The following is a 23,285-nucleotide window of genomic DNA, read 5'->3' as shown; positions in this document are numbered from 1 at the left end:
GCCGTTATCGACGTCAGCTCTCGCTCGGCGACGGGATCGATACCTCGGCGATCTCCGCCACGTACGAAAACGGTGTCCTCACCGTCACCATCCCGGTGGCCGAACGCGCCCGGCCCCGCAAGATCGACGTCGCACACGGCACCGACCGCAAGTCGATCGAAACCACCGTCGACGTGGAATAGCCGGTACGACCAGGCTGGGGCCTCATTCCCAAGAGGCCCCAGCCACTTCTCTGCACGGGATCAGCGTTGTACGACAACCTGTTTCATCGCTGTGGCCCACGCCATTCTGACGCGGAGCGCGCCAGCCGGAACTCTAGGTTGGCGCGCACCGCCGGCCATTCGATGTCCAGGATCGAGTACACGACGGTGTCACGTCGCGAGCCGTCCGGCAGCAGCTGATGGCTGCGCAGTATCCCGTCGAGCTTGGCGCCGAGCCGCTCGATGGCGCCGCGGCTGGCGAAGTTGAAGAAATGGGTGCGCAATTCCACTGCCACACAATTCAACTCGTCGAAGGCGTGACCGAGCATCAACAGCTTGGTCTCGGCGTTGACACCGGTGCCACGAGCATCGGCCGTATACCAGGTGTGCCCGACCTCCAGCCGCCGGTTGGGACCGTCGACGTGCAGGTAACTCGTCGACCCCACCAGCCTGCCGTCGAGCGTGCGCACCGCGAAGCTGACGCCGTGATCGGCCGCGCGCAGATCGTGCATGTGCTGCACCCACTCGGCGGCGCCGCCGGGCCGCGGTGGCGCGGTGTACCAGAGCGAGCCCAACTCACCGTCGGCGGCGAGGGCGTCGATCTCGGGAATGTGCTCACGGGTCAACGGCTCCAGCTGCACCCAGCGCTGCCCGGTGAGCTCGACAGGCGTCACGAAGTCGCTCACGGATTGCCCAACGTCGACAGGAAGGACCACACGGAACACACCGCGGCCAGCACCGCCATGACGCCACCGACATAGAGCCCATAGCCCGCGGCCACCGGCGGTTTGACGTTGAGCATGTAATACCAGACCGTCAGCGCCAGCAGGGCCAACGAAATCAACAGGCCCGCAGCCGAAGCCCACCGTTGTGACAGACCGCGCCCGGCCATCGCGCCGGACACGATCAGGCACGCACCGAGCAAGACGATCAGTTGCCCGACGCCGAAACCGTGCGGGAGTACGACGCTGCCCACCGCCCCGCCGATGGCGTTGGCCCGGCCGCCGCCGTTGGCACTGGTGGTCAACCACGGCAGCCAGGCCACGACCACCAGGATCGCAGCACACAGGGCTATCAGCCAGCCTGGACGCAGACGAACCATAACGACGAGACTATCGGGTGTGACCGAACTACCCGACTGGGCCAGGCAGCTGGATCTCGCTCCGCATCCCGAGGGCGGCTGGTACCGGGAGACCTGGCGTAGCGAACTGACGGTGAGCCAGGCCTCGCTTCCGTCGGGCTACTCCGGGCCGCGAAGCGCCGGCACCGCGTTCCTGTTCCTGTTGATGCCGGGCCAGCAGACAGCCTGGCACACGGTGCGCAGTGCAGAGTTGTGGTTCTACCATCGGGGCAGCCCACTGATCCTGGAGACCGGTGCGGAAAAAGACACCGCGACAAGCCTTCTGCTGGGTCCGGATCTCACCGCCGGGCAACACCCACAACTACTCGTGCCGCCGGGACACTGGCAGCGCGCGGCGCCACGGGACGATCAGCCCGCGTTGGTCAGTTGCGTGGTGGTGCCGGGATTCGACTTCGCCGACTTCGCCCTCAGCTCTGCAGGGACGACAGATTGAACCCGGCCCCGGTCGGGTCGGTCACCGCGGCCAAGCGTCCGTAGGGAGTGTCCTCGGCGGGACGCACCACTGAGCCGCCGTTGGTGACGATCAGCTCGATGGTCTTGTCGACGTCCTCGGCGCCGAAGAACGTGGTCCACGTCGACGGTGCGCCCTCGGGGATGAACGCCGATCCGTCCATCACACCGACCAGTGCCTCACCGTCGAAGTTGGCTGTGCTGTAGCGGAATTCATCGGTGTCTGAAACGGTCTCGGTGCTCCAACCGAACACCGTGCGGTAGAAATCCAACGCCTTGGCATAGTCACTGGTGGTCAACTGGTGATACACCGGCGCACTGGCCTCGTTGAACACCGCGAAACCGTCGTGCCCGCCCGGCTGCCAGATGCCGAAGAACCCGTTGGCCGTGTCGGTCAGCATCGCCATCCGGCCCTTGGCCGGGATATCCATCACCCCACCGCAATTGCTCCCGCCTGCGGCGGCGACGGCTGCCACGGTGGCGTCGGCATCGGCGGTGTGCAGGTAGGTGGTCCAGGCGTCCGGGGCATTCCACTGCGGATCGTTGCGCATCAGGCCGGCGACCACGTTTCCGTCGACGGATGCGGTGACATAGCCGCCGTACTCCGGGCCGCCGGTCTCGAACGTCCAGCCGAACACCGCACCGTAGAACTGCTGGGCACGGTCAAGGTCGGACGTGGTCAGGTCGATCCAGGTGGGGGCGCCCAGCGGCGCGCTCTGACGGGTAGCCACGATATTTCTCCTTCACGGGAATGGTCGGTCGTTAAGTCTGACCGCCGCCGTCCGGAAAACTCATCGCCGGTTCAACAGCTGATCGTCTGATCCGGCCGACCTCGGTCGTCCAGCGCGATGGTGGTCGTCCCGCCGCGCGACAGCTCGACCCGCACCGTCCTCGGACCCGTCCATTCGACTTCTTTGAGCCCGTCACGGTCGCCGTTGAAGCAGCCCAGGTAGTTCTCCCGCGACAGCAGACCGTTGTTGGTGTACACCCGCACGGTCGCTATCGGGTCGATCGTGAAACCACCACCAACGAACACGGCCAGCTCCATGTCACCGTTCGGCGACGGGAGCCGCTCCACCTCGCTCTCGTGTCCGCCGGCTACCAACAACGCGAACAACACGATGCCGCCCCAGCCGAGGCCTGCCAGGACCACCAGAACGACGGCCAACCATTTGAGCACCTGGTTTCGAATGACCAAGCCGAGTGCCACCGCCAGCGCCATGCTGCCCACGACGCCGAAGATCACCGGATGGTGCAGAAACGGGCGCAAGCGGTAGTAGTCGGAGAGCAGGAACCCGGCCAACACCAGGAGCCACAGGCCCACGCCGAACGCCGCTGCAACGCCGCCCATCACCCGCACGCAGCTAATGTACGCAGCTCACCGATAATGCTGCGCAATTTTGGCGCGGTGCTCGGCAGGCGAGCCGAACAGTGACCGGTTGAGCGCGGCGCGCTTGAGGTAGATGTGCACGCCGCTCTCCCACGTGTAGCCGATGCCGCCGTGCAACTGCATGGCCTTGCCGGCGACCTCGACAGCGGCCTCGGTCGTGTAGGCCTTGGCCATGGAAACCGCGCGGGGATCGGGTGACGCGATAGCGGCATTCACCAGTTGCCGGGCCACCGTGATCCGCACCAGCATGTCGGCACAGGCGTGTTTGACGGCCTGGAACGAGCCGATCGGACGGCCGAATTGCCGGCGGACGCCGGTGTAGGCCACCGTGGCGTCGAGCATGGCCTGCGCGACGCCGAGGCTGTCGCAGGCCACCGCGAGCGCCGCCCGCCCGGTGAGCGCACGCAGGCAGTCCTCGGCATCGCCGTCGAACCGCCACACCGCGTTGCCCGCGATGTCCACACCATCGGCCGTGACGGTCGCCAGGTTGCGGGTCTCGTCGAGCACCGGCTGGTCTGCGACCGCAAGGCCTGACGCGTCGGCGGCCACATCCACCAGTACCGCGAGCCCGTCGGCATCGCGTGCCGGCAACAACAAGCGCTGGGCGCCGGCCGCGTCGGACACAAACGTGGCGCGGCCGTGCACACGCCCGGTGGCCAGCTCGAATGGCGCGTCGCCGGACCCGGACAGCCCGAGGGCGACGCGCGTGGTCCCGGCGACGACCTCCTGCAGCAGCGTGTCACGAGAATCGCTGGGCTGCAGGCAGTTCAGCGCACCGATCGCCAGTACCGCACCGCCGAGGTAGCCCGTGGTCGCCGCGGCTCTGCCCAGTTCCTCGCAGATCACCGCAACCTCGGCGAAGGTCACCCCGGCACCACCGGCCTCCTCGGGCGCGTCCAGCCCGACCCAGCCGGCCGAAACGAGCAGCGGCCAGTCGATGCTGTCCTTGGCCAGCAGATCGGCTGCCACCGAGCGGAGTTCGTCGTGTAGCTCTGAATACTCGGAGACGTCGCTCATCACACCGCACTCGGTTCTCGGGGCAGGCCCAGACCACGCTCACCGATGATGGTGCGCTGGATCTCGCTGGCGCCGCCGGGGATGGTCCATTCCCAGGAGCCGATGAAGTCGAGCATCCAGGCGCCCGATTCCCAGCCGCTGGAGGCCGGTTTCGCCAACACGGTATGGGCGTCCAGGCCACCGAGTTCGGCACCGAAACCCGTCATCCGTTGCAGCAGTTCGCTGTAGTACAGCTTGACGATCGAGGCGTCTGCGGGCCCGGCTTTCCCGGCCTCGGTGCGCTCCACCAGATCCCGGCACAATCCGCGCAGACCGGTCAGCTCGATCTCGAGCTGCGCCAACCGGTCGGCCACCACCGGATCCTCAACCGGGGCGGCCTCGAGCAGCCACCGGAAACCCGCATTACCCAGCCGCTCGGACAGTTCCAGCATCGTCATGCCGCGTTCGGCGCCGAGGGTGGCCTGGGCGACCTGCCAGCCCTTGTTCACCGGGCCGATGAGGTTGGCTGCCGGGACGGCGACGTCGTTGAGGAAGATCTCGCAGAAGTGCGAATCCCCCACCGCGTTGCGGATCGGCCGCACATCGATGCCCGGGGTCCGCATGTCCATCAGGAAATACGAGATGCCGTGGCGCTTCGGCGCATCCGGGTCAGTACGGGCCAGCAACAGACACCAATCGGCGTGCAGCGCCCCACTGGCCCACAGCTTCTGGCCGTTGACGATGAAGTTCTCGCCGTCGGCCTTGGCGGTGGTACGAAGAGACGCCAGATCGGATCCGGCCTCCGGCTCGGAAAAGCCTTGCACCCAGATCTCGCCGTCGAGGATGGCGGGCAGGTGCCGTGTGCGTTGCTCGTCGGTGCCGGCCGCCAGCAGTGTGGAGGCGGCGTGGTGGATCCCGACGAACGCCAGCACCAACCGGGGCGCATCGTGGGCGGCCAGTTCCTGATACAGCACGATCTGCTGGGGTACCGACATGCCGCCGCCCCATTCGGCCGGCCAGTGCGGCACGGCGTATCCGGCGGTGTGCAGCTCGGCGAACCAGGATTTTTGGAAGGCCACGAACTCGTCAGCGTCAACACCGGTCTGGTTGGCGCGCCAGTCTTTCGGGACGTGGGCGGTGCACCAATCCCGCACGCTGGTCCGGAACTCGTCGAGGTCGGTCACGAGAACAACCCGGTGAGTCCGCGCCGGCCCAACCGCGCGGTCAACGTGTCACGGGTCTTGGACACCCCGAACGGTAAGCGGCGCAACGGCTGGCTGTAGCGCGACAGCCAGGACAACGTGGTCTCGTCGCAGAAGCCGACGGCCCCGTGCAATTGGTGGCACACCCGGAACACCACCTCGGCGGCCTCGATCGCGGCCAGTCTTAACGCCAGTGCATCATTGATGGCCTCGTCGGCGGGATGCGTGTTCAGGCTCCACAACGTGTATTTCGCCAGCATGTCGACGCCGCTGCGCTCCACCTCGGCGTCGGTCAGCTGGAACTGCACGCCCTGGAACGACGACAGCGTCTGACCGAACTGTTTACGCAGGCTCACGTGCGCCGTGGTCAGGTCGATGGCCCGATCCAGCATGCCCAACAGGGTCCACGACGGCAAGGTCAATGCCAGGGCCACATCAGCGAGGCCGTCAGAATCCAGCGCGGACAGTTCCAGCGCGGTCGCGAACGACGGGCCCGACGCGCCAGTGTTGGTCACCGTGCTACGTTGCCCGTCCAATGTGACCGCGGCCCAACGGTTGTCCAGTCCGTGCAGGGCTGCCTCGGGCGCGTCGGCATCGACGACGACCAGCCCGTCGACGTCGCTGCCTTCCGGGCGCGACAAGCGCTCGGCCACCGGATAGGGCAGCGCCCAATAGCCCGCGCTGCGGCACACCGCGGCCGCCGCCTCCAATGAGTCGACGTCGGTGCGGGGTTCGAGTTCGAAGACCCCCAGGCCGTCGAGCACCGGCGCGACGAGGCCGGCACGCGTGTCGGGCTTGGCGTCGGCCTGAGCCAGCAACTGGTCGCCGCCGGCAGCCTCGAAGGCCTTGAGTGCCTGGCGGCCAAACTCTTTGGCGTCGTCACTGAGATCGAGGATCATCTCACGCCTTTCCGGCCAGCATGGTCCGCGACAACAGGATGCGCTGCATCTCGATGCTGCCCGAGGACACCGTGGACGCCTGGGAATACCGCCAGTGGTCCTCGACCTCGGCGCGGAAATAATCAGCGCTTTCAGTCCCGCGCGGAACCACCGCCGCAATCTCCATCAACACCTCGGCACTCTCCTGGTCCAACCGTGTCACCGCAATCCGATATGCTGCGGAATCACCGGGATTGACCCGCCCGGTGGCCTGCATCGACACCACCCGATACGCCATCAGCCGCGCGCGACGGCAGTGCGTGAGCATCCGCGTCCACCGGCCGCGCAGCTCCGCGGGCAGTTGCTGCCACTTGTCGCCTAGCACGTCGGGCGCGGCCTGCAGCAGCCGCTCGCACCGTGCGTACCGGGCAATACCGACGCGCTCGAAGGACACCACGTCCTGAACGAGCGACCAGCCCTGGTCCACGGTGCCCAGCACATCGGCCTCGGTGACCTTGAGGTCATCGAAGAACACCTCGTTGAGATGATGCGGGCCCATCATGGTCCGGATCGGGCGAACCGTGATACCCGGCGAATCCATCGGCACCAGGAAGATCGTCATCCCCTGTTGTTTCTTCTCACCTTTGGAGGTGCGGGCCAGCAGGAAGATCCACTGCGCCATCGTGGCGTAGGAGGTCCATATCTTCTGGCCGTTGACGCGCCAGCCGTCGTCCTCCCGGCGGGCGAACGTCCGCAACGAGGCCAGGTCGGAACCGGACTCCGGCTCGGAAAAGCCCTGGCACCAGATCACTTCGCCGTTGGCGATCGGCGGCAGGTGTTTACGCTGCTGCTCTTCGGTGCCGTGCCGCATGATGATCGGCCCCACCCAGTTCACGCCCATGTACTGTGCGCCGCGTGGTTCGTGGTGCGCCCACATCTCCTCGCGCACCACGGTCTGCTCCCACACCGAGGCATCCCCGCCACCGAACTCCTTCGGCCACGACATGCACAGCAGATGCTTCTGCGCCAGCGTGCGGCAGAACTGTTGAGCCACCGCCAGATCGGCCGGATCATCGGTGAACGCCCCGAGGAAGTCGGCGGGCACCTCGTCGGCGATCAGCGCACGCAGGTCCGCGCGCAAGGTGTCGGCCGCCGCACCAAAATCGAAATCCACTCCTGGCCTTCCTATCGTGGTCTGAGCTCGGCCAGCACCGCGTCGGTGTCGGCGCCCAGTTCCGGTGCGTACCCGGCGACCCGGCCGGGCGTGCGCGAGAACCACGTCGGCACACCGGGCATCCGCACCCGGCCGTGCGGCGTGTCGACGGTCTCGAACAACCCGACCGCATTGAGGTGCTCGTTGTCGAACAACTCATCCGGCGTGAGCATGGGTGCGGCCGGAATCTCCAACTCCGCGAACAGATCCAGCCACTCGGCCGTGGTCCGTTCCTTGAGGGTCTGCGCCAACAGCCCGTAGACCGTGTCGATCTGGCGGGCCCGCTGCTCCAGCGTCGCGTAATCGGGCGTGTTCCAGGTCGGCTGCACCCGGTCGATGAACGCGTTCCAGTGCTTGTCGTTGTAGATCAGGGCGGCGATGTGGCCGTCCTTGGTCTCATACGGCCTGCGGTTGGGGGTCACCGCCCGCGGGTAGACCGCAGGCCCGAGTGGAGGGTCGAACATGGCCCCGTTGGCATGTTCGACCAGCATGAAGGAGGCCATGGTCTCGAACATGCTGACCTCGACCTCCTGCCCCTCACCGGTGCGCTCGCGGTGGAACAGTGCCATCGTGGTGGCGTAGAGCGCGGTCAGGCCGGCCACCTTGTCCGCCATGATCGTGCCGACGTACGAGGCTTCACCCGTCAATTGCTGTTGCACGGCAGGCAATCCGCACTCGGCCTGGATGGTGTCGTCATAGGCGGGCCGGTCGGCATCGGGGCCACGGCGGCCATAGCCGTAGCAGTTGGTGTAGACGATGCCCGGGTTGATCGCCGCCACGTCGTCATAACCGAAGCCGAGTTTGGCGACGGCCTTGGCCCGCATCGAGTGGATGAACACATCGGCGTCGGCGATCAGCGCACGCAGCGTCTCCTTGCCCGCATCCGACCGCAGATCCAGCACCACGCTCCGCTTGCCACGATTGACGTTGACGAACACCCCGCTCATACCGGGCGCCGGACCCACCGAGATGTAGCGGGTGTTGTCACCGGCCGGAGTTTCGACCTTGATGACGTCGGCGCCCATGTCGGCCATGATCTGCGTGCAGTAGGGACCCATCACCATGGCGGTGAGGTCGACGACCCGAACGCCGTGCAGTGGACCGGTTGTCATGATCGGGCTCCCTCTGCCGCTCGCCCGAAGCTGTAGCCGATGTGATCGGCATGTCCGTCAGGAACCACCGGGAAGATCACCGGTTCGCTGACGTCACGGATGTGGTCGATCTGCTGGCCTACTTGTTCGACGGTCCACGACGGCTGGTACACCCCCGGCGACTCGGCGACAACGGCGCGGGCAATCCGTCCGGCGATCGCGACGAAGAATTCCCCGGTGACCGAACAGGATTCATGCGCCAGCCAGCCCACGGCCGGGGCGACCAGATCCGGGCCCATCGGCGGATACGCCGAGGTGTCAAGACCTTCGGCCATCCGCGTCACCGCGCCGGGCACGATCGCATTGCACAACACACCGTCGGCAGCACCCTCGAGTGCCACCACATTGCACAGTCCGAGGATTCCGGCCTTGGCCGCCGCGTAGTTGGCCACCTCGAGGTTGCCGTACAACCCACCGATCGACGAGGTCAACACCACCCGGCCGTACCCGGCCGCACACATCAGCGGAAACGCGGGTCGCACAACATGAAACGCGCCGCGCAGGTGCACGTCGAGGACGGCCTCGAAATCGTCGTAGGTGAGTTCCTTCAGCGAGCCCCGCCGCACGGTGCCGGCATTGTGTATCAGGATGTCGATCCGTCCGAAGGCCTCGATGGCCGCGTCGATGATGGCCTGGCCCCCCTCGGCGGTAGCCACCGAATCGGTGACGGCGATGGCTTGCCCACCGGCCGAGACGATGTCGTCGACCACCTGCTGCGCCGGGGCGGTGTCGGTACCGTCGCCGGTGAGACTGCCACCGGGATCGTTGACGACGATCTTTGCGCCCCGCGCCGCCAGCAGCAGCGCGTATTCCCGGCCCAGCCCCCGTCCGGCGCCGGTGATGACGGCGACGCGCTCGTCGAATCGCAGAGTGCTCAAGCGAACGGTTCCTCGCCCTCGAGTTTGGTGCGCTGCAACAGCCGACCCGAGGCCGGATCGTACGGCGTGGCCCGGTGCATGGTTCCGGTGTTGTCCCAGATCACCAGGTCGCCGACGGTCCACTTGTGTCGATAGGTGAAATCGGGCTGGGTGGCCCAATCCCGCAGACGCACCAGCAGTTCGGCGCTCTTCTTGAAGTCGATGTCGACGATATGGCGAGCCGTGGCCCCGAGCACCAGTGACTTCCGGCCGGACTGATGCGTCCAGACCAACGGCAGTTCGCGATCGCCGATCGCCATCATCCGGCGCAGCGTCTTGGCGCTCGGTTCCGGGTCGTAGTAGAACAACGTGTTCCACGCCGAGTGCATCACGCGCAGACCCTCGATCTCGGCCTTGTCCTCATCCGACAGCGCGTCATAGGCGGCATAGGTGTTGCAGAACTCGGTGTCCCCCTCCTCCGGATTGCCCAGCGCCACACTCTGTAGCAGGGAGGCCAGGATCGGGACCTCGTTCATGGTGCCGTCGATGTGCCAGTACAGCGAGCCTTTGAGATAGTCGGCCTGCTTGTTCACCTCGGTGTCGAGGCTCACCTTGTACAGCTTCTCACCCTGATGCTCGGGTGCGAAGGTGCCCAGTGTTTCGGTGAATGCGATCTGCTCGTCGTCGCTGAACCCGATCTGTGGGAACACCAGTACCCCACGCTGTTCCAGGAGTCCCCGGATGACGCCGGCATGATCGCCGGAAAGCAACGTGGCCTTGTCGGCCCGGATCTCGGTGCCGATGTGGGGCTTGATGTCGCGAGTCTCGAGCGCTGTCGTGGTCGTCATGTGGTGAGCTCCAGTCCGTCGAGGTCGCCCTTGTCCCGCCAATCGGCAATCAGCTCGTCGAAGGCGTAGAAGCCGGGTGAGTAGAAGTCACCGAGGAATGCGCCGTTGCGTTCCGCGCCGCCGCGGCCCTCGTTGTTGTAATAACCCGGGGTGCAGGACAGTTCGAATGCCGAGTTGTCGATCGACAGTTCGCGCACCGTGGAGACCCAGGCGTCCTGCCCCTCCTGGCTGGGCTCGACCGTGGTGGCGCCACGGTTCTGCGCCTCGGCGATGATGTAGGCGATGTGCTTGGCCTGTTGTTCGAACATCGCCGTGGTGTTGGCCGATACGCCGCCCTGGATGAAGCCCATGAAGAACTGGTTCGGGAATCCGCGGCTGGTCATGCCGTGCAGGGTCTTGTAGTCGTTCTGCCAGTAATCGAACAACGACAACCCGTCGCGGCCCACAATGCTCTCGATCGCGAACCGGCGGCTGATCTCGGTGGAGATCTCGAAGCCGCTGGCGAAGATCACACAGTCGACCTCGTATTCGACACCGTCGGCGACGATCCCCTTCTCGGTCAGCCGTTCCACCCCCTTGGTGGCCGACACGTCAACAAGTTTCACGTTGGGGCGGTTGAACGTGGCGAGGTACTGCTCGCTGGACGTCGGCCGCTTGCACATGAAGCGGTAGTACGGCTTGAGCGCTTCGGCGGTCTCGGGGTCCTCGACGATCTCGGCGACGTGACGGCGCAACCGCTCCATGATCTTGAAGTCTTCTTCTTCGCGGAACGCCATGATCTGTTCGATGGTCACTTCGGCGGGGTTCTCGCTGGCCGCGATCCGAGCGGTCAGGTTGCGCCCGAGTTCGGTCCAGAAGTCGCACACCAGGTCTGGTTCGCCGAACACCACACCGACGAACGGCGACCAGTTGTGGAAGTTGCGCTTGCGCTCCTCCTGCCAGCCAGGTTGCAAGGATGCTGCCCAGGCCGGGTCGGTGGGCGGGTTGGACCGCGCGTCGACCGAGGACGGGGTCCGCTGGAAGACGAACAGCTGCTGGGCGTCGCGGCCGAGGTGCGGCACCAGCTGAATGCCCGTCGCGCCGGTGCCGACGAGAGCGACGCGTTTGTCAGCGAGCTTGTGCAGGCCGCCGTCGGCATTCCCGCCCGTGTAGTCGTAATCCCAGCGTGCGGAGTGGAACACGTGGCCACCAGCAGCCCGGTAGTCCTTGATCCCCGGGATACCCGGCAACTTCGGCCGGTTGTAGGAGCCTTGCGCCATCACCACGAACCGGGCCCGGATCTCGTCGCCCCGGTCGGTGCTGATCCGCCAGCGCTGCGTCGCGTCGTCCCAGCGCATGTCACGCACCTGGGTGGAGAACAGGGCACCGTCGTACAGGCCGAAATGCTTGCCGATGTTGCGGCAGTGCTGGAAGATCTCGGTACCATCGGCGAACTTCTTGCTCGGCATGAAGTCGAGCTCTTCCAACAACGGGATGTAACAGTAGGCGTCGTTGTCACACTGGATGCCCGGGAAGCGGTTCCAGTACCACACCCCACCGAAGTCACCGGCCATCTCGATGACGCGGATTCCTTCGACACCGGCCTTCTTCAGATAGGCCCCGGCCAGCAGACCGGCAAAGCCGCCGCCGAGGATGACGACGTCGGAATCCTCCCTGATCGGATCCCGTTCGGACACCGTCGTGTACGGGTCGACCTCGTAGAACTCGGCGAACTCACCTTCCAGTTCCAGGTACTGGTCGCCGCCTTCAGGCCGCAGCCGCTTGGCCCGCTCGGCGGCGTACTTCTCCCGGATCGCGTCGATGTCGATATCAGTGGGCGTGTCGGTGGGGCCGCACGGTTGGTTCATGCGTTGGCCTTCTCCGGAAGCGCGGCCGCATGCAGCGGGGCTTCCATGTCGTGCACCGCGGGCAGCACCTCGGCGGCGAACAACTTGGTGGATTCCATGGCCTTTTCGTACGGCATGGTGCCGAACTGCGGGACGATGGTGACCTCGCAGAACGAGCAGGCCTCCTGGGCGGCCTTGAGCTTCTCGAACACCGTCTGCGGCGTGCCGATCAGCAGGTTGGAGGCGTGGTACCCGGGCGGGCCGCCCTTCTTCTGGTTGCCGACCTCCGAGGCCAGCACCGCCGTCGCGCTGGCTTCCCGGGCGGCGTAGGCCTCATACCCCTTGACGCCCTTGAAGTTCGACGCGTCGGCGAAGCCGTAGTGCACGTTGACGTCCCGGTTGGCGGTCCAGATCCACTCTTCGGTTTGCTGAACCTCGTCCTCGGAGCCCACGCAGTACATGAACATCACGTTTTTGGGCTGACAAGGCCCCAGGCCTTCCTCTGCCCGGAAGGTGTTGACCTTGCGGACCTCCTCACCGGCATCGGTGATCGGCTTGTTGCCCACGAACAGCGGCACCATGCCGCGCCGCGACAGGATCTCCAACGACTCGGCGGTCGAGGACGAGCTGTAGATGCGGTCGAACAGATCGGTGCTGATCGGCTCGGGCCGCAGCGACATCTCCGGGAAGCTGAAGATCTTGCCGTCATAGGAGAACCGCTCGCCGGAGAAGGCCAGCTTGAGGATGTCCAGCGTCTCGTTGAAGCGGTCGCGGCTCTCCTCCCGGGGCACGCCGACCGCGGCGAACTCCCCCTTCGACACTCCACGGCCCAGACCGATCGTGGTGTAACGACCGTTGGAGACGATGTCGAGGTACGCGATCTGGGTGGCCAGCCGGATCGGATTCCACCATGGCACCACCGCGACGAACGTGCCCAGGCTGACCCGCTCCGTGCGACCGGCGAAGTAGGTCAGGGCCTGAATCGGGTTGGGCGTCATGCCATATGGCGTGCCGTGGTGCTCGGGGAACCAGATCCCGTCGAAGCCCAGCGGCTCGGCCAGGTCGCCGAGCGCCAGCGCGGCCTGCACGCACTTGTAGTCCGGCGTGGCCGGCGGTGTGCTGAAATCACCGGCCAGCACCCGTTCCCAGTCGTGGGAGTTCTGCGCCCCGGTACCCAGATTGACCTTCATGTTCGCTCCTTATCGGGCGATTTGTGTGCGTCTGGTAACGCTGACCGTTACTGAACGCACCCAAATCACTGGATGTCGGTGGGCTCTCCGGTGCCCATGTACTTGGAAAGTTGGTAGTGCAGGTTGACGGTGCTGCGTTCGCGGTAGGGATTCGGCAGAGTCCCGGGGAAGCCCGCCGACTTCATCCCCTGCTGCACCGCCGCCATGTTCGAGAAATCCTGCGGCAGCACCGACAGCCAGTTCGGAGAATCCTTCGGGGTGTAGGCCCACTCGGTCTGCGGCTCTTCACCTTTGGGGTACAGCTCGAAGACGGCGACCTCGAAGATGCACTTGTCCGGGTTGTAGCTCGGATCGGGGCGCGCGCTGTAGCACAGCGCGCTCGTCAGACCCTGACCTACTTGGAAGTTCGGGAAGATCTGCCACGCGGTGCCACTCTGCCCCAGGATGTCCGGCGGGATGGTCGGCCAGATCACCCCACGCGCCTCGTCATCGCGGCGGGCCGAGGCCAGCCAGTGCTGCAGCACCTCGTCAGCCGGGGTGCCCTCCGGGAGTTCGTCGACCAATCGCTTGGCGGCATTCACCAGTGTGTTGGTGGTCGTCGCGTTGGTCTCTTCCATGGTGTAGATCTGCATCTCGGCCGTCGAGATACGCGGATCACCGGTTCCCAGGCGGATCTTGGACTTGGTCTCGTCCATGCCTTTCGGCGCGTCGTAACCGATGTTGCTGTGCTTGCCCTGTGCCTTCGCCCAGCCCTTGAACTCGCCGAACTGGTTGAACTCCGGGTGCGTGGTGAACACGTGGTAGGTCTCGTTGAAGGCCTCCATCGCGACCTTCCAGTTGCAGTCGAAGTACAACCACTTGCGCCACTTGTATCGCATGTTCTCCAACCCGAATGGGTCGAGGATCTTGGCTGCCGGGTACAGATAGTCGATCAACGGCTCGCAGTGCGGATCCATGTTGATGAAAAGCCAGCCGCCCCAGGTATCCACCTGCACCGGCGCCAGATGTGTGTTGCGCGGAGTGAGCTTGCCCTGCCAGTCATCCTGTTCCCGAATGTGGGTGCAGGCTCCGTCGAGACCGTAGGTCCAGCCGTGGAACCCGCAGACGAAGGATTTCCGGGCCCGGCCGGTAGCGTTCTTGGCGCCCTCGGGGTTGTCGATGAGCTTGCGGCCGCGGTGCATGCAGACGTTGTGGTGGGCGGCAAAGGTGTCCGCGCCGGTTCGGACGATGATGATCGAGTCGTCGAGGATGTCATACGTCAGGTAGCTGCCGACCTCGGGAATCTCCTCGACCCGGCCCACCTGCTGCCACACCTTGCGCCACAGTCGATCCCGTTCCGCGCGGGCGTAGTCCGCCGAGATATAGGCCTCGACCGGGATGGTCGTCGGCTCGGACAGGTCCTCGGCGATGATTCCGGTCGAGTCGTCCGGTTCAGCGTCGACCTCCATCGCGGCGTCGAGGTCGGATTCGGTATGGGCCACTAGATCCTCCTGATGGCTTCGCGGAAGGATTCGTCCTTGAGGAACAGCGAGGTGTTGTCAGCGCCGAGATGCGTCCAGCGCAGGTTGAGGCCGCCGTCGACCAGGATGGTCTGGCCGGTGATGTAGCTCGACAGATCCGAGAGCAGAAACAGGATCGCCCCAGCCTGCTCCTCGGGCGTGCCGCGGCGGCCCATCGCGATCGCCCGTTGATCGCGCTCGGGGTCGGCGTCGACATACGTTGCGGAGGCCGCGGTTTCGGTGACCCCGGGGGCGACGGCGTTGACCCGGATGCCTTCGGCGGCAAGCTCGGCCGCCATAGTTCGGGTGGCCGCCACGATCGCGGCCTTCGCGGTGCCGTAGGCGACGTGGTACGGCGCAGTGTTCATACCGCTGATCGAGGACACCGACACGATCGAGCCCGGGTTCCCCTGGGCCCGGATCTCCGAAGCCACAGCCTGGCTCATGAAGAACATGGTTTCGAGGTTGGCGGTGAACAATTCGCGCCAGTCGGCCCGTGACACCCGGGTGGCCGGCATCCAGGTGGACGGGGCCGCACCGCCAGCGACGTTGACCAGTCCGTACAACTGGCCGTCGGCCTGGCGAGCCGCGTCGAGCACCGTGGCGATGCCCTCGTCGGTCGACGCATCGGCCGCCACCGTCACCACGTTCAATCCCTTGTCGGCCAGCGGCGCGACGTGGGTGTCGAGGTTGTCCTGCGAGCGACTGACCGCCACCACCGTGGCCCCGGCCTCGGCCGCCATCCGCGTGACGGTGGTGCCGATACCGCCGCCGCCGGCGCCCGACACCACCACGACCCGGCCGTCCAGGTTCAGGGAACCATCCATTCGCAAACCTTATCGGCCTAATTGTCCGGACAATACATTGTGATTTCCATATTGGAGAACACTATTCCCCAGGGGTTATTCAACCGTCAAGGGCGGATCTACACCCGGTGACAGCTATTGTCTGGACTACGGGGACTTGCTAACGTCCGAGGTCATGAGCGCCGCTTCGGTATCTGAGGCCAGGTACACCGCAAACCCGACGGCAGCCGGGCACTGGACGTTGGAGCAGGTCACCGCCGCGAGCCGACTGTTCGGCGCGAACGGCCTGCGCACCGGCCCCGACGGCCGCATCTACGTCGCGCAGGTGACCGGCAGCCAGATCAGCGCCCTCGACCCGGCCACCGGACGGCTCGAGACCGTCAGCGCAAAAGGCGGCGACATCATCGCCCCCGACGACGTCGCGTTCGACGCCGACGGCAACCTCTATGCCACCGAGGTGATGGACGGCCGGGTCAGTGTCCGTGCCGCCGACGGCACCACCCGGGTGCTGCGCGACGACATCCCCTCGGCCAACGGCATCACGTTTCATCAGGGCCGGTTGTTCGTCGGGGAATGCCGCGAGGGTGGCCGACTCATGGAGTTCGACCTCGCCGGCGGCGCGCCGCGGATCCTGCTGGAGGACGTGCCCTCCCCCAATGCGATGGAGGTGGGCCCCGACGGGCTGCTCTACTTCCCGGTGATGGGGGCCAACGAGATCTGGAAACTAGACCCTGACCAAAAAGGCCCTGTCGAGCCCCAGGTGGTGGGCTCCGGCCTGGGCGTCCCGGACTCGGTCAAGTTCGACACCGACGGATACATCGTCTCTACCCAGGTGGCCAGCGGCCAGGTGTTGCGCATCGACCCCCGCACCGGTGACCAGAGGCTGCTGGCCCAGCTGACCCCGGGCCTGGACAACTGCACCTTCGTCGACGGTCGCCTGTTCGTCTCGAACTTCACCGGCGAGATCACCGAGATCCTTTCGGGCGACACGCGGGCCCTGCTCCCCGGCGGGCTGAACTGGCCGCTGGATCTGGCCGTCGGAGCCGACGGCAATCTGTATGTTGCCGACGGCACCTATTTCTACCGGGTCGGGCCCGACGGGGGCCTGCAGACCGTCGCGATGCTGTTCTCCCCCGGCTACCCGGGTTTCCTGCGCGGGGTGATCGACTCGGGCCCAGGGGAATTCATCGTCAGCACCGCCGCCGACACGGTGGCGCGTTTCCGCCCGGGCGGTGACGACGACGAGGTGAGCCAGGTATTGGCCAGTGGTATCGACCAGCCCTACGGTGTGGCATTGGCCCCCGACGGGTCCGTGCTGGTGGTCGAACAAGGTGCGGGACGGCTGCTCTCGGTGCGTGACGGTGCGGTGAATGTGCTGGCGTCGGGCCTGGACACCCCGGTCGGTGTGACACTCGGACCGGACGGCGCCCCGCTGGTCTCGGTGGCCGGCGGTGTCCTGCGCGTCAGCGACGGTGGTGCCGCCCCGTTGGTGGACGGATTACATACGCCGCACGGCATTCTGGTGCGCGACGGCGCGCTCTACATCGTCGACTCCGGCAGTAAAGAGGTCATCGAGTACGACTTGGACACCGCCGCCCGCACGGTCATCGCCGCCGGCCTGCCGGTGGGCCCGCCGCCCGGGGTGACACCCAAACCACTCAAAGGCATGCCGCCGTTCTCCGGCCCGCAGGGGCCGTTCGCCGGGATCACCGCGGGAGCCGATGGAACCCTTTACATCTCGGGCGATGGTGACGGCAGCGTGTTGGCGCTGCGCCGAGGCTGACACCATGACGGTCACACACGCCGAACACCGCTACCTCCAGGTGGCGCGCACCCTGCGCAAGGAGATCGTCGACGGGGTGTATCCGGTGGGCTCGCAGCTACCCACCGAACACGAACTGTGCGAGCGCTTCGAGGTCAGCCGCTACACCGTGCGCGAAGCGCTGCGCCGGTTGCGCGACGACAACCTGGTCACCTCACGGCCACGCGCCGGGACCCTGGTCGCCCCGCGAGCGGCCACCAACACCTATGCCCAGGACGTGGTTTCGATCAACGACCTGTTGGCGTTCGCCACCGGGGCGCAGTTCACCATCGAGTCCAATGCCATGGTGACGATCGACGCCGAATTAACCGACCGCACGGGGCTTCCGCTCGGCGAACAGTGGCTGGCGGTGCGCGGCTACAGGCAGGCCGACGACGGTGCGGCACCGGTGTGCCGCACCGAGTACTACATCAACCGAAGCTTCGCCGCCGTCGGCCGGCTCCTGCAGCGACACTCCGGCCCGATCTTTCCTCTGATCGAAGACCTGTTCGGGGTCAGCATCGTCGAAGTGCACCAGGTGATTTCCGCGATCTCGGCGACCGGCGAACTGGCTGCCACGCTCAAAGTCCCGCCGGGTAGCGCGGCCCTGCAGATGCAGCGGACCTACACCACTTCCGACGGGGAGATCGCGCAGGTGACCGTCAACACGCACCCGTCGGACCGATTCCGGCATGCCATGACGATGCGCCGGGTCAAAGGCTGATGCGACACGATCACGCCCGCGCAGCTGATGCCTACGCACGCGGGCTGTGGGTCTCCACCACCCTGGCCGAGGCCCTGGCCGACGCAGCACGTGCTACCCCGGACCGGGCGCTGGTGATCGACGGCGAAACCACCCTGACCGCCGGCGAATTGCACACCCGGGCCCGGGCTCTCGCGCTGCAGTTGGCCGAGTGGATGCCGCCGGGCAGCGTGGTGTCGTTCATGCTGCCCAACTGGCACGAGGCCGCGGTCATCTACCTGGGCGCCACGCTGGCCGGCATGGTGGTCAACCCGATCCTGCCCTCCCTGCGGGACCGTGAGCTGAGCTTCATCCTCGCCGATGCGCAGAGCCGAGCGATCTTCATCCCCGCCGAATTCGGCTCCCACGACTACGCAGCCATGCTCACTCGGATCTGCGCACAGTTGGAGAGCCCACCGGAAGTCGTGGTGTTGCGCGGAGATCCCGGCCCGCACCGGCCGTTCGAGACACTGAGCGATACCGCCGAGGGTGAGTTGCCGGCCCTCGACCCGGACGCGGTCCGGATGATCATGTACACCTCGGGCACCACTGGCCGCCCCAAAGGGGTACTGCACAGCCACAACTCGATCCACGCGTTGATCCGCCAGCTACGTGAGCACTGGATAGTCGACCCTGGCGACACCTTCCTGGTGCCCTCGCCCATCGCGCACATCGGCGGCTCCATCTACGCGTTCGAATGCCCACTGTTGTTGGGCAGCACCGCGGTGCTGATGCAGCGCTGGAACGCCGAGGACGGCGTGGCGTTGATGACTGCACACGGGTGCACCCACATGGCCGGTGCCACGCCGTTTCTGGAGCAGCTCCTCGGCGCCGCCGAACGGGCCGGCACCCGGCTGCCCGACCTCAAGGTTTTCATTTGCGGTGGGGCCTCCGTGCCGCCGTCGCTGATCCGGCGCGCGTCGTCGTATTTCGACCGGGCCGTGGTCAGCCGGGTGTACGGCTCCACCGAGGTCCCGGTGACCACCGTCGGCTCACTGGCTCCCGGTGATGTCGAGCACGCCGCAGAGACCGATGGCCGACCCGGCATCGCCGAGGTCCGGCTGGTGTGCGGAGAGGTCCGGGCTCGCGGTCCACAGATGCTGTTGGGTTATCTGCACTCCGAAGACGACACCGAATCTTTCGACGAGAACGGCTTTTTCCGCACGGGCGACCTCGGCCGCTGGATCGATGGCGACTATCTGCAGGTGACCGGCCGGGCCAAAGACCTCATCATCCGCAACGGGGAGAACATCTCCCCGAAGGAAGTCGAAGACCTGCTGGTCGGCGAGCTCGGCATCATCGAGGTGGCCGTGGTCGGCCTGCCCGACGACCGCACCGGCGAGCGGGCTTGCGCGGTGCTGGTGACGGCCGACGGCCACCGGCCCGATGTGGCCGACCTGGGCCGGGTGCTGGCTGAGCATGGCCTGGCCCGGTTCAAAACCCCGGAGCGGGTGGAGATCTGGGATGCGCTGCCGAAGAACGACGCGGGCAAAGTCTTGAAGCACCACATCCGAGCGACGCTGGAGGGTTGACCAGTCATGCAGGTTGCGATCGTCACCGGGGCCAGCAGCGGCATCGGGTTCGGCTGTGCCACCAAGCTGGCCGAGGCGGGCATGGCCGTGCTCGGCGCCGGCCGGGATGAAGAGCGACTGGCCGAACTCGAGCGCGCGATCGGTGACCCCGAGCGCGTGCAGACCATCGCGGCCGACCTGACCGCCGACGACGGCCCGAGCCGCGTGGTCGAGGCGGCTGTGCAGCGCTGGGGGCACATCGACTTCCTGGTCAACAATGCCGGTATCGGCAGTCCCAAGCCGCTGCACGAGACCGACGACGAGACCCTGGACTACTTCCTGGGCGTCATGTTGCGGGCGCCGTTCCGACTGGCCCGAGATGTACTGCCGCACATGGGCCCTGGCTCGGCGATCATCAACGTGACCTCCACGTTCGCCGTGGTCGGCGGATTGCGCGGCGGGGCATACTCGGCGGCCAAGGGTGGTTTGACGGCGCTGACCACGCACATCGCCTGCCAGTACGGTGCCCAGGGTATCCGCTGCAATGCGGTGGCCCCAGGCGTGACCGTCACCCCGATGGTCGAGCACCGGTTGGAAAACGAAGGGTTCCGCAAGATGCAGACCGAGATGACACCGCACACCCGGTTGGGCCGGGTCGACGACATCGCCTCCACCGTGGCGTTCCTGTGCTCCGAGGGTGGGAGTTTCATCAACGGCCAGACCATCGTCGTCGACGGCGGCTGGAGCTCGACGAAGTATCTGTCCGACTTCGCGCTCAGCTCCGAATGGGTTGCCCGATGAACGTTTTCGCCGTCCTCGATCAAGCAGCCGCTCGATTCGGCGACCGCGGGGCGGTGTTTCTCGGTGAGCACCAGGTGCATACCTGGGCTCAGTTGCGCGAGCGGACACTGCGGCTGGCCACCTCATTGAAGTCTCTCGGTGATCGCGGCACCCGCATCGCCGTCGCCAGCGAGAACCGGCCCGAGATCGTCGAGCTGATGTTCGCGATCTGGGCGGCCGAGTGCGTGTACGTGCCCATCAACTACAAGCTGCACCCCCGCGAGATGGCCGACATCGTCGCAGATTCCGGTGCCAGCCTGGTGTTCGCATCCGCCAAGATCGCGGCAGGCCTCGACCTCGATGTGCCGGTCGAGACAATCGGCACCGACTCCTACGAAGCACGGTTCGACGCCGGCCCCGCTGCCCCTCCGGTCACCGACCCGAGTGTGCTGGCCTGGCTGTTCTACACCAGCGGCACCACCGGAAAGTCCAAGGGCGCCATGCTGTCCCATCGCAACCTGATGGCGATGACGCTGGCGCACCTGGCCGATTTCGACGATCCCGACGAAAATTGCAGCCTGATCCACGGCGCCCCGATGTCGCACGGCTCGGGCCTGTACATCCCACCGTACGTGCTGCGTGGTGCCCGCCAGGTGGTTCCCGAATCCGCCGCGTTCGAGCCCGACGAGTTCCTCGACCTGTGCGATCACCATCCCGGCAGCAGCGCCTTCCTGGCTCCCACCATGGTGCAACGCCTCATCCAGACCGGCCGGCCCCGACCGCAGAATCTGAAAACCATTGTCTACGGCGGTGGTCCGATGTACGTCGACAGCCTCAAGAGGGCACTGGCCGCCTACGGCCCGATCTTCGTGCAACTGTATGGCCAAGGTGAGGCGCCGATGACCATCACCGGCTTGCGCCGTCGTGACCACATCGAGGCAACCGATGCCACTTTAGGTTCGGTAGGCTATCCGCGCTCCGGGGTGGAGGTCGCAGTCCACACCGCCGACGGCACCTCGGCCGCCGTCGATGAGATCGGTGAGATCGTCTGCCGCGGTGACGTCGTCATGTCCGGCTACTGGAACAACCCCACCGCCACCGCCGCCACCCTCGAAGACGGCTGGCTACACACCGGGGACATGGGCTCGTTCGACTCCCGCGGCTACCTCACCCTGCGCGACCGGTCCAAGGACGTGGTGATCAGCGGCGGCAGCAACATCTATCCCCGCGAGGTGGAGGAAGCGCTGCTGGAGCATCCCGGGGTGATCGAGGCCGGCGTCGTGGGAGCCCCCGATGCGGACTGGGGCGAAGTCGTCGTCGCGTTTGTGGTGGGTGAGGTCGACGCCGCTGCCCTCGATGCACATCTGCTGGAACGCATCGCGCGGTTCAAACGGCCCAAGCGCTACGAATTCATCGACGCGCTGCCGAAGAACAGCTACGGCAAGGTGCTCAAGCGCGAGCTGCGGGAGCGGCTGGTCAGACCTGAATCTGGCTCTTCGGTCAGTCGAGCGAAGTGAAAGTCACGTGCAGTTCACGAAGCCCTCGCAGGACGAAGGTCGGTTCGTACTCGTATCGGCGCTGATTCGCCGGACCATGATGCATCTCCGCGATGGCGATATCGCCCATCCGATCCAAGATACGGTTCATGGAGATTCGCCCCTCCGCTCTGGCCAAGGGTGCGCCCGGACACGAGTGGACGCCCCGGATGAAAGCGATTTGCTCTCGAACGTTCGGCCGGTCGGGGTCAAAGCTGTTCGGATCATCAAACTTTCGCGCGTCGCGGTTACACGCCCCGGGTAGCAACATGACTGTCGTACCCGCGGGAACTTTCACCCCCCCAACCGTGGTTGTCTTGCGCGCCATCCTGAAGTGAGCCTTTACCGGGCTCTCCATGCGCAGGGTTTCCTCCAGGAAGGCCGGAATCTTGCTCCGATCCTCGCGGAGAGAAGCTTGCAATGCCGAGTTTTCGCCCAGGACACGGACCGCAGCGCTGACGAGTTTCGTTGTCGTCTCCGTACCCGCCGCGAACACGAAAGTAGACAGGTTCATGACATCCTCGATATCGGGCATCGAGCCGTCTTCGTGCAGTGCCTGCGCCAACTCAGTCAGTACGTCAGCTCGCGGTGATCGTCTGCGGTCTTCGATATAGCCGTAGAACTTCTCGTTGAGCCACTGCAACGGGTTGTGCGCCGTCGTACCCTCCCCGAGCTCTCCCGCGATCTGCACCTCGAAGACCGCCTTGAATTCCTCGTGATCCTCTCGGGGTACACCCATCAAATCGGCGATCACGAGAAGTGAGAATGGCTTTGCGAACTCCGACAAGAACTCGCAACTGCCTCGCTCGATAAACGTGTCGAGCTGTTCATCCGCCAGTCGCCACATGAACTCTTCGTTCTCTTTGAGGCGCTTGGGAGTGATCAACTTGTTCAGCAGGCTTCTCGTCCGCGTGTGTATCGGCGGATCCTGATTCGAAATGTGCTCTGCCATAGGGGCAACATGCCGGTGCTCGGCTATCAAATCTGTGACGTCATCCGCACCGTCGGGACCGAACGGCAAGCCCGAAAACGGGCCGGCCAAGGAGTTGCACGAAGAGAAGGACGGATCCTTATATACCGCCAAAGCTTCGTCATATCCCGTCACCGCCAACACACCGAACGGAGTCGACGCAGCAACAGGGCATTGCGCCCGTAAGTGGTCGAAGTACGAATACGGATCAGCCACCAGAGACTCATCGGTGAAAAAATCAACTGTGTCGTAGTCGGTCATGAGTTCGTTCTTGTCCCTTCAGTAAAGACATCGTTGTC

23 protein-coding genes are annotated in these 23,285 nt (G+C 65.7%); 7 read left to right on the top strand and 16 right to left on the bottom strand.

Annotated elements, in window-relative coordinates:
* Window positions 1–182, top strand: a 182-nt coding sequence (locus A5740_RS03120) for an Hsp20/alpha crystallin family protein (protein WP_139334895.1), incomplete at its 5' end; no start/stop codon positions are given.
* An 83-nt stretch (window positions 183–265) separates the two neighbouring features.
* On the opposite strand, the gene A5740_RS03115 is transcribed toward A5740_RS03120, so the two are convergent.
* Both A5740_RS03115 and A5740_RS03110 read right to left on the bottom strand, forming a co-directional pair.
* Window positions 266–886: a GNAT family N-acetyltransferase gene (locus A5740_RS03115; RefSeq protein WP_076191411.1), complete on the bottom strand. Its 621-nt coding sequence runs from the start codon at window positions 884–886 to the stop codon at window positions 266–268.
* The gene (locus tag A5740_RS03110) at window positions 883–1,302 is read right to left on the bottom strand and encodes a hypothetical protein (RefSeq protein WP_076191410.1); all 420 of its coding nucleotides are present in this window, start codon (window positions 1,300–1,302) and stop codon (window positions 883–885) included. The genes A5740_RS03115 and A5740_RS03110 overlap by 4 nt, the downstream gene beginning before the upstream one ends.
* 19 nt (window positions 1,303–1,321) lie before the next feature.
* On the opposite strand from A5740_RS03110, the gene A5740_RS03105 reads away from it, so the two are divergent.
* A complete protein-coding gene (locus tag A5740_RS03105; RefSeq protein WP_076191408.1) occupies window positions 1,322–1,774 on the top strand; it encodes a cupin domain-containing protein in 453 nt (150 codons plus the stop codon).
* Here the strand turns inward: A5740_RS03105 and A5740_RS03100 are convergent.
* From A5740_RS03100 to A5740_RS03040, 13 genes are all read right to left on the bottom strand, one after another.
* Window positions 1,749–2,522, bottom strand: a complete 774-nt coding sequence (locus A5740_RS03100) for a VOC family protein (protein ID WP_076191407.1) — start codon at window positions 2,520–2,522, stop codon at window positions 1,749–1,751. The two genes, A5740_RS03105 and A5740_RS03100, sit on opposite strands and share 26 nt — an antisense overlap.
* A 71-nt stretch (window positions 2,523–2,593) precedes the next feature.
* Entirely contained in the window at window positions 2,594–3,151 is a 558-nt protein-coding gene (locus tag A5740_RS03095) for a hypothetical protein (RefSeq protein WP_139334894.1), read from the bottom strand.
* An 18-nt stretch (window positions 3,152–3,169) separates the two neighbouring features.
* A complete protein-coding gene (locus tag A5740_RS03090) occupies window positions 3,170–4,198 on the bottom strand; it encodes an acyl-CoA dehydrogenase family protein (protein ID WP_139334893.1) in 1,029 nt (342 codons plus the stop codon).
* Window positions 4,198–5,361, bottom strand: coding sequence for an acyl-CoA dehydrogenase family protein (locus tag A5740_RS03085; protein ID WP_076191402.1), 1,164 nt, complete (start codon window positions 5,359–5,361; stop codon window positions 4,198–4,200). The genes A5740_RS03090 and A5740_RS03085 overlap by 1 nt, the downstream gene beginning before the upstream one ends.
* Window positions 5,358–6,278 carry an acyl-CoA dehydrogenase family protein gene (locus A5740_RS03080; RefSeq protein ID WP_076191401.1) on the bottom strand — a complete coding sequence of 307 codons (921 nt, stop codon included), beginning with the start codon at window positions 6,276–6,278 and terminating at the stop codon, window positions 5,358–5,360. The genes A5740_RS03085 and A5740_RS03080 overlap by 4 nt, the downstream gene beginning before the upstream one ends.
* Before the next feature lies 1 nt (window position 6,279).
* The gene (locus A5740_RS03075; protein WP_076191399.1) at window positions 6,280–7,431 is read right to left on the bottom strand and encodes an acyl-CoA dehydrogenase family protein; all 1,152 of its coding nucleotides are present in this window, start codon (window positions 7,429–7,431) and stop codon (window positions 6,280–6,282) included.
* 11 nt (window positions 7,432–7,442) lie between these two features.
* Window positions 7,443–8,582 carry a CaiB/BaiF CoA-transferase family protein gene (locus tag A5740_RS03070; protein ID WP_076191398.1) on the bottom strand — a complete coding sequence of 380 codons (1,140 nt, stop codon included), beginning with the start codon at window positions 8,580–8,582 and terminating at the stop codon, window positions 7,443–7,445.
* Window positions 8,579–9,499, bottom strand: a complete 921-nt coding sequence (locus A5740_RS03065; protein ID WP_076191396.1) for an SDR family NAD(P)-dependent oxidoreductase — start codon at window positions 9,497–9,499, stop codon at window positions 8,579–8,581. Before A5740_RS03065 ends, A5740_RS03070 begins: the two co-directional genes overlap by 4 nt.
* A complete protein-coding gene (locus A5740_RS03060; RefSeq protein ID WP_076191395.1) occupies window positions 9,496–10,326 on the bottom strand; it encodes a TauD/TfdA family dioxygenase in 831 nt (276 codons plus the stop codon). Before A5740_RS03060 ends, A5740_RS03065 begins: the two co-directional genes overlap by 4 nt.
* Window positions 10,323–12,173 carry an NAD(P)/FAD-dependent oxidoreductase gene (locus tag A5740_RS03055; RefSeq protein ID WP_076191393.1) on the bottom strand — a complete coding sequence of 617 codons (1,851 nt, stop codon included), beginning with the start codon at window positions 12,171–12,173 and terminating at the stop codon, window positions 10,323–10,325. The genes A5740_RS03060 and A5740_RS03055 overlap by 4 nt, the downstream gene beginning before the upstream one ends.
* Window positions 12,170–13,342, bottom strand: coding sequence for an LLM class flavin-dependent oxidoreductase (locus A5740_RS03050; protein WP_076191392.1), 1,173 nt, complete (start codon window positions 13,340–13,342; stop codon window positions 12,170–12,172). The genes A5740_RS03055 and A5740_RS03050 overlap by 4 nt, the downstream gene beginning before the upstream one ends.
* Before the next feature lie 65 nt (window positions 13,343–13,407).
* Entirely contained in the window at window positions 13,408–14,823 is a 1,416-nt protein-coding gene (locus tag A5740_RS03045) for an SRPBCC family protein (RefSeq protein WP_076191390.1), read from the bottom strand.
* Window positions 14,823–15,668, bottom strand: a complete 846-nt coding sequence (locus tag A5740_RS03040) for an SDR family NAD(P)-dependent oxidoreductase (RefSeq protein ID WP_076191389.1) — start codon at window positions 15,666–15,668, stop codon at window positions 14,823–14,825. Before A5740_RS03040 ends, A5740_RS03045 begins: the two co-directional genes overlap by 1 nt.
* A gap of 154 nt (window positions 15,669–15,822) precedes the next feature.
* Between A5740_RS03040 and A5740_RS03035 the strand changes: the two genes are divergently transcribed.
* The 5 genes from A5740_RS03035 to A5740_RS03015 are packed head-to-tail and all read left to right on the top strand — an operon-like array spanning window position 15,823 to window position 21,998.
* On the top strand, window positions 15,823–17,430 hold the full coding sequence (locus A5740_RS03035) for an SMP-30/gluconolactonase/LRE family protein (RefSeq protein WP_076191387.1): 1,608 nt from the start codon (window positions 15,823–15,825) through the stop codon (window positions 17,428–17,430).
* A gap of 4 nt (window positions 17,431–17,434) precedes the next feature.
* The gene (locus A5740_RS03030) at window positions 17,435–18,172 is read left to right on the top strand and encodes a GntR family transcriptional regulator (protein ID WP_076191428.1); all 738 of its coding nucleotides are present in this window, start codon (window positions 17,435–17,437) and stop codon (window positions 18,170–18,172) included.
* Window positions 18,172–19,722, top strand: coding sequence for an AMP-binding protein (locus A5740_RS03025; RefSeq protein ID WP_076191386.1), 1,551 nt, complete (start codon window positions 18,172–18,174; stop codon window positions 19,720–19,722). Before A5740_RS03030 ends, A5740_RS03025 begins: the two co-directional genes overlap by 1 nt.
* A gap of 6 nt (window positions 19,723–19,728) precedes the next feature.
* The gene (locus A5740_RS03020) at window positions 19,729–20,502 is read left to right on the top strand and encodes an SDR family NAD(P)-dependent oxidoreductase (protein WP_076191384.1); all 774 of its coding nucleotides are present in this window, start codon (window positions 19,729–19,731) and stop codon (window positions 20,500–20,502) included.
* On the top strand, window positions 20,499–21,998 hold the full coding sequence (locus tag A5740_RS03015) for an AMP-binding protein (RefSeq protein WP_076191383.1): 1,500 nt from the start codon (window positions 20,499–20,501) through the stop codon (window positions 21,996–21,998). The genes A5740_RS03020 and A5740_RS03015 overlap by 4 nt, the downstream gene beginning before the upstream one ends.
* On the opposite strand, the gene A5740_RS03010 is transcribed toward A5740_RS03015, so the two are convergent.
* A complete protein-coding gene (locus tag A5740_RS03010; RefSeq protein ID WP_076191381.1) occupies window positions 21,982–23,247 on the bottom strand; it encodes a cytochrome P450 in 1,266 nt (421 codons plus the stop codon). The two genes, A5740_RS03015 and A5740_RS03010, sit on opposite strands and share 17 nt — an antisense overlap.
* Between the last annotated feature and the right edge of the window lie 38 nt (window positions 23,248–23,285).

Source organism: Mycobacterium sp. GA-1841 (genome assembly GCF_001954135.1).
Classification (GTDB): Bacteria; Actinomycetota; Actinomycetes; order Mycobacteriales; family Mycobacteriaceae; genus Mycobacterium.
The sequence above is the reverse complement of the archived record's forward strand: the minus strand, read 5'-3'. Positions and strand labels throughout refer to the sequence as shown.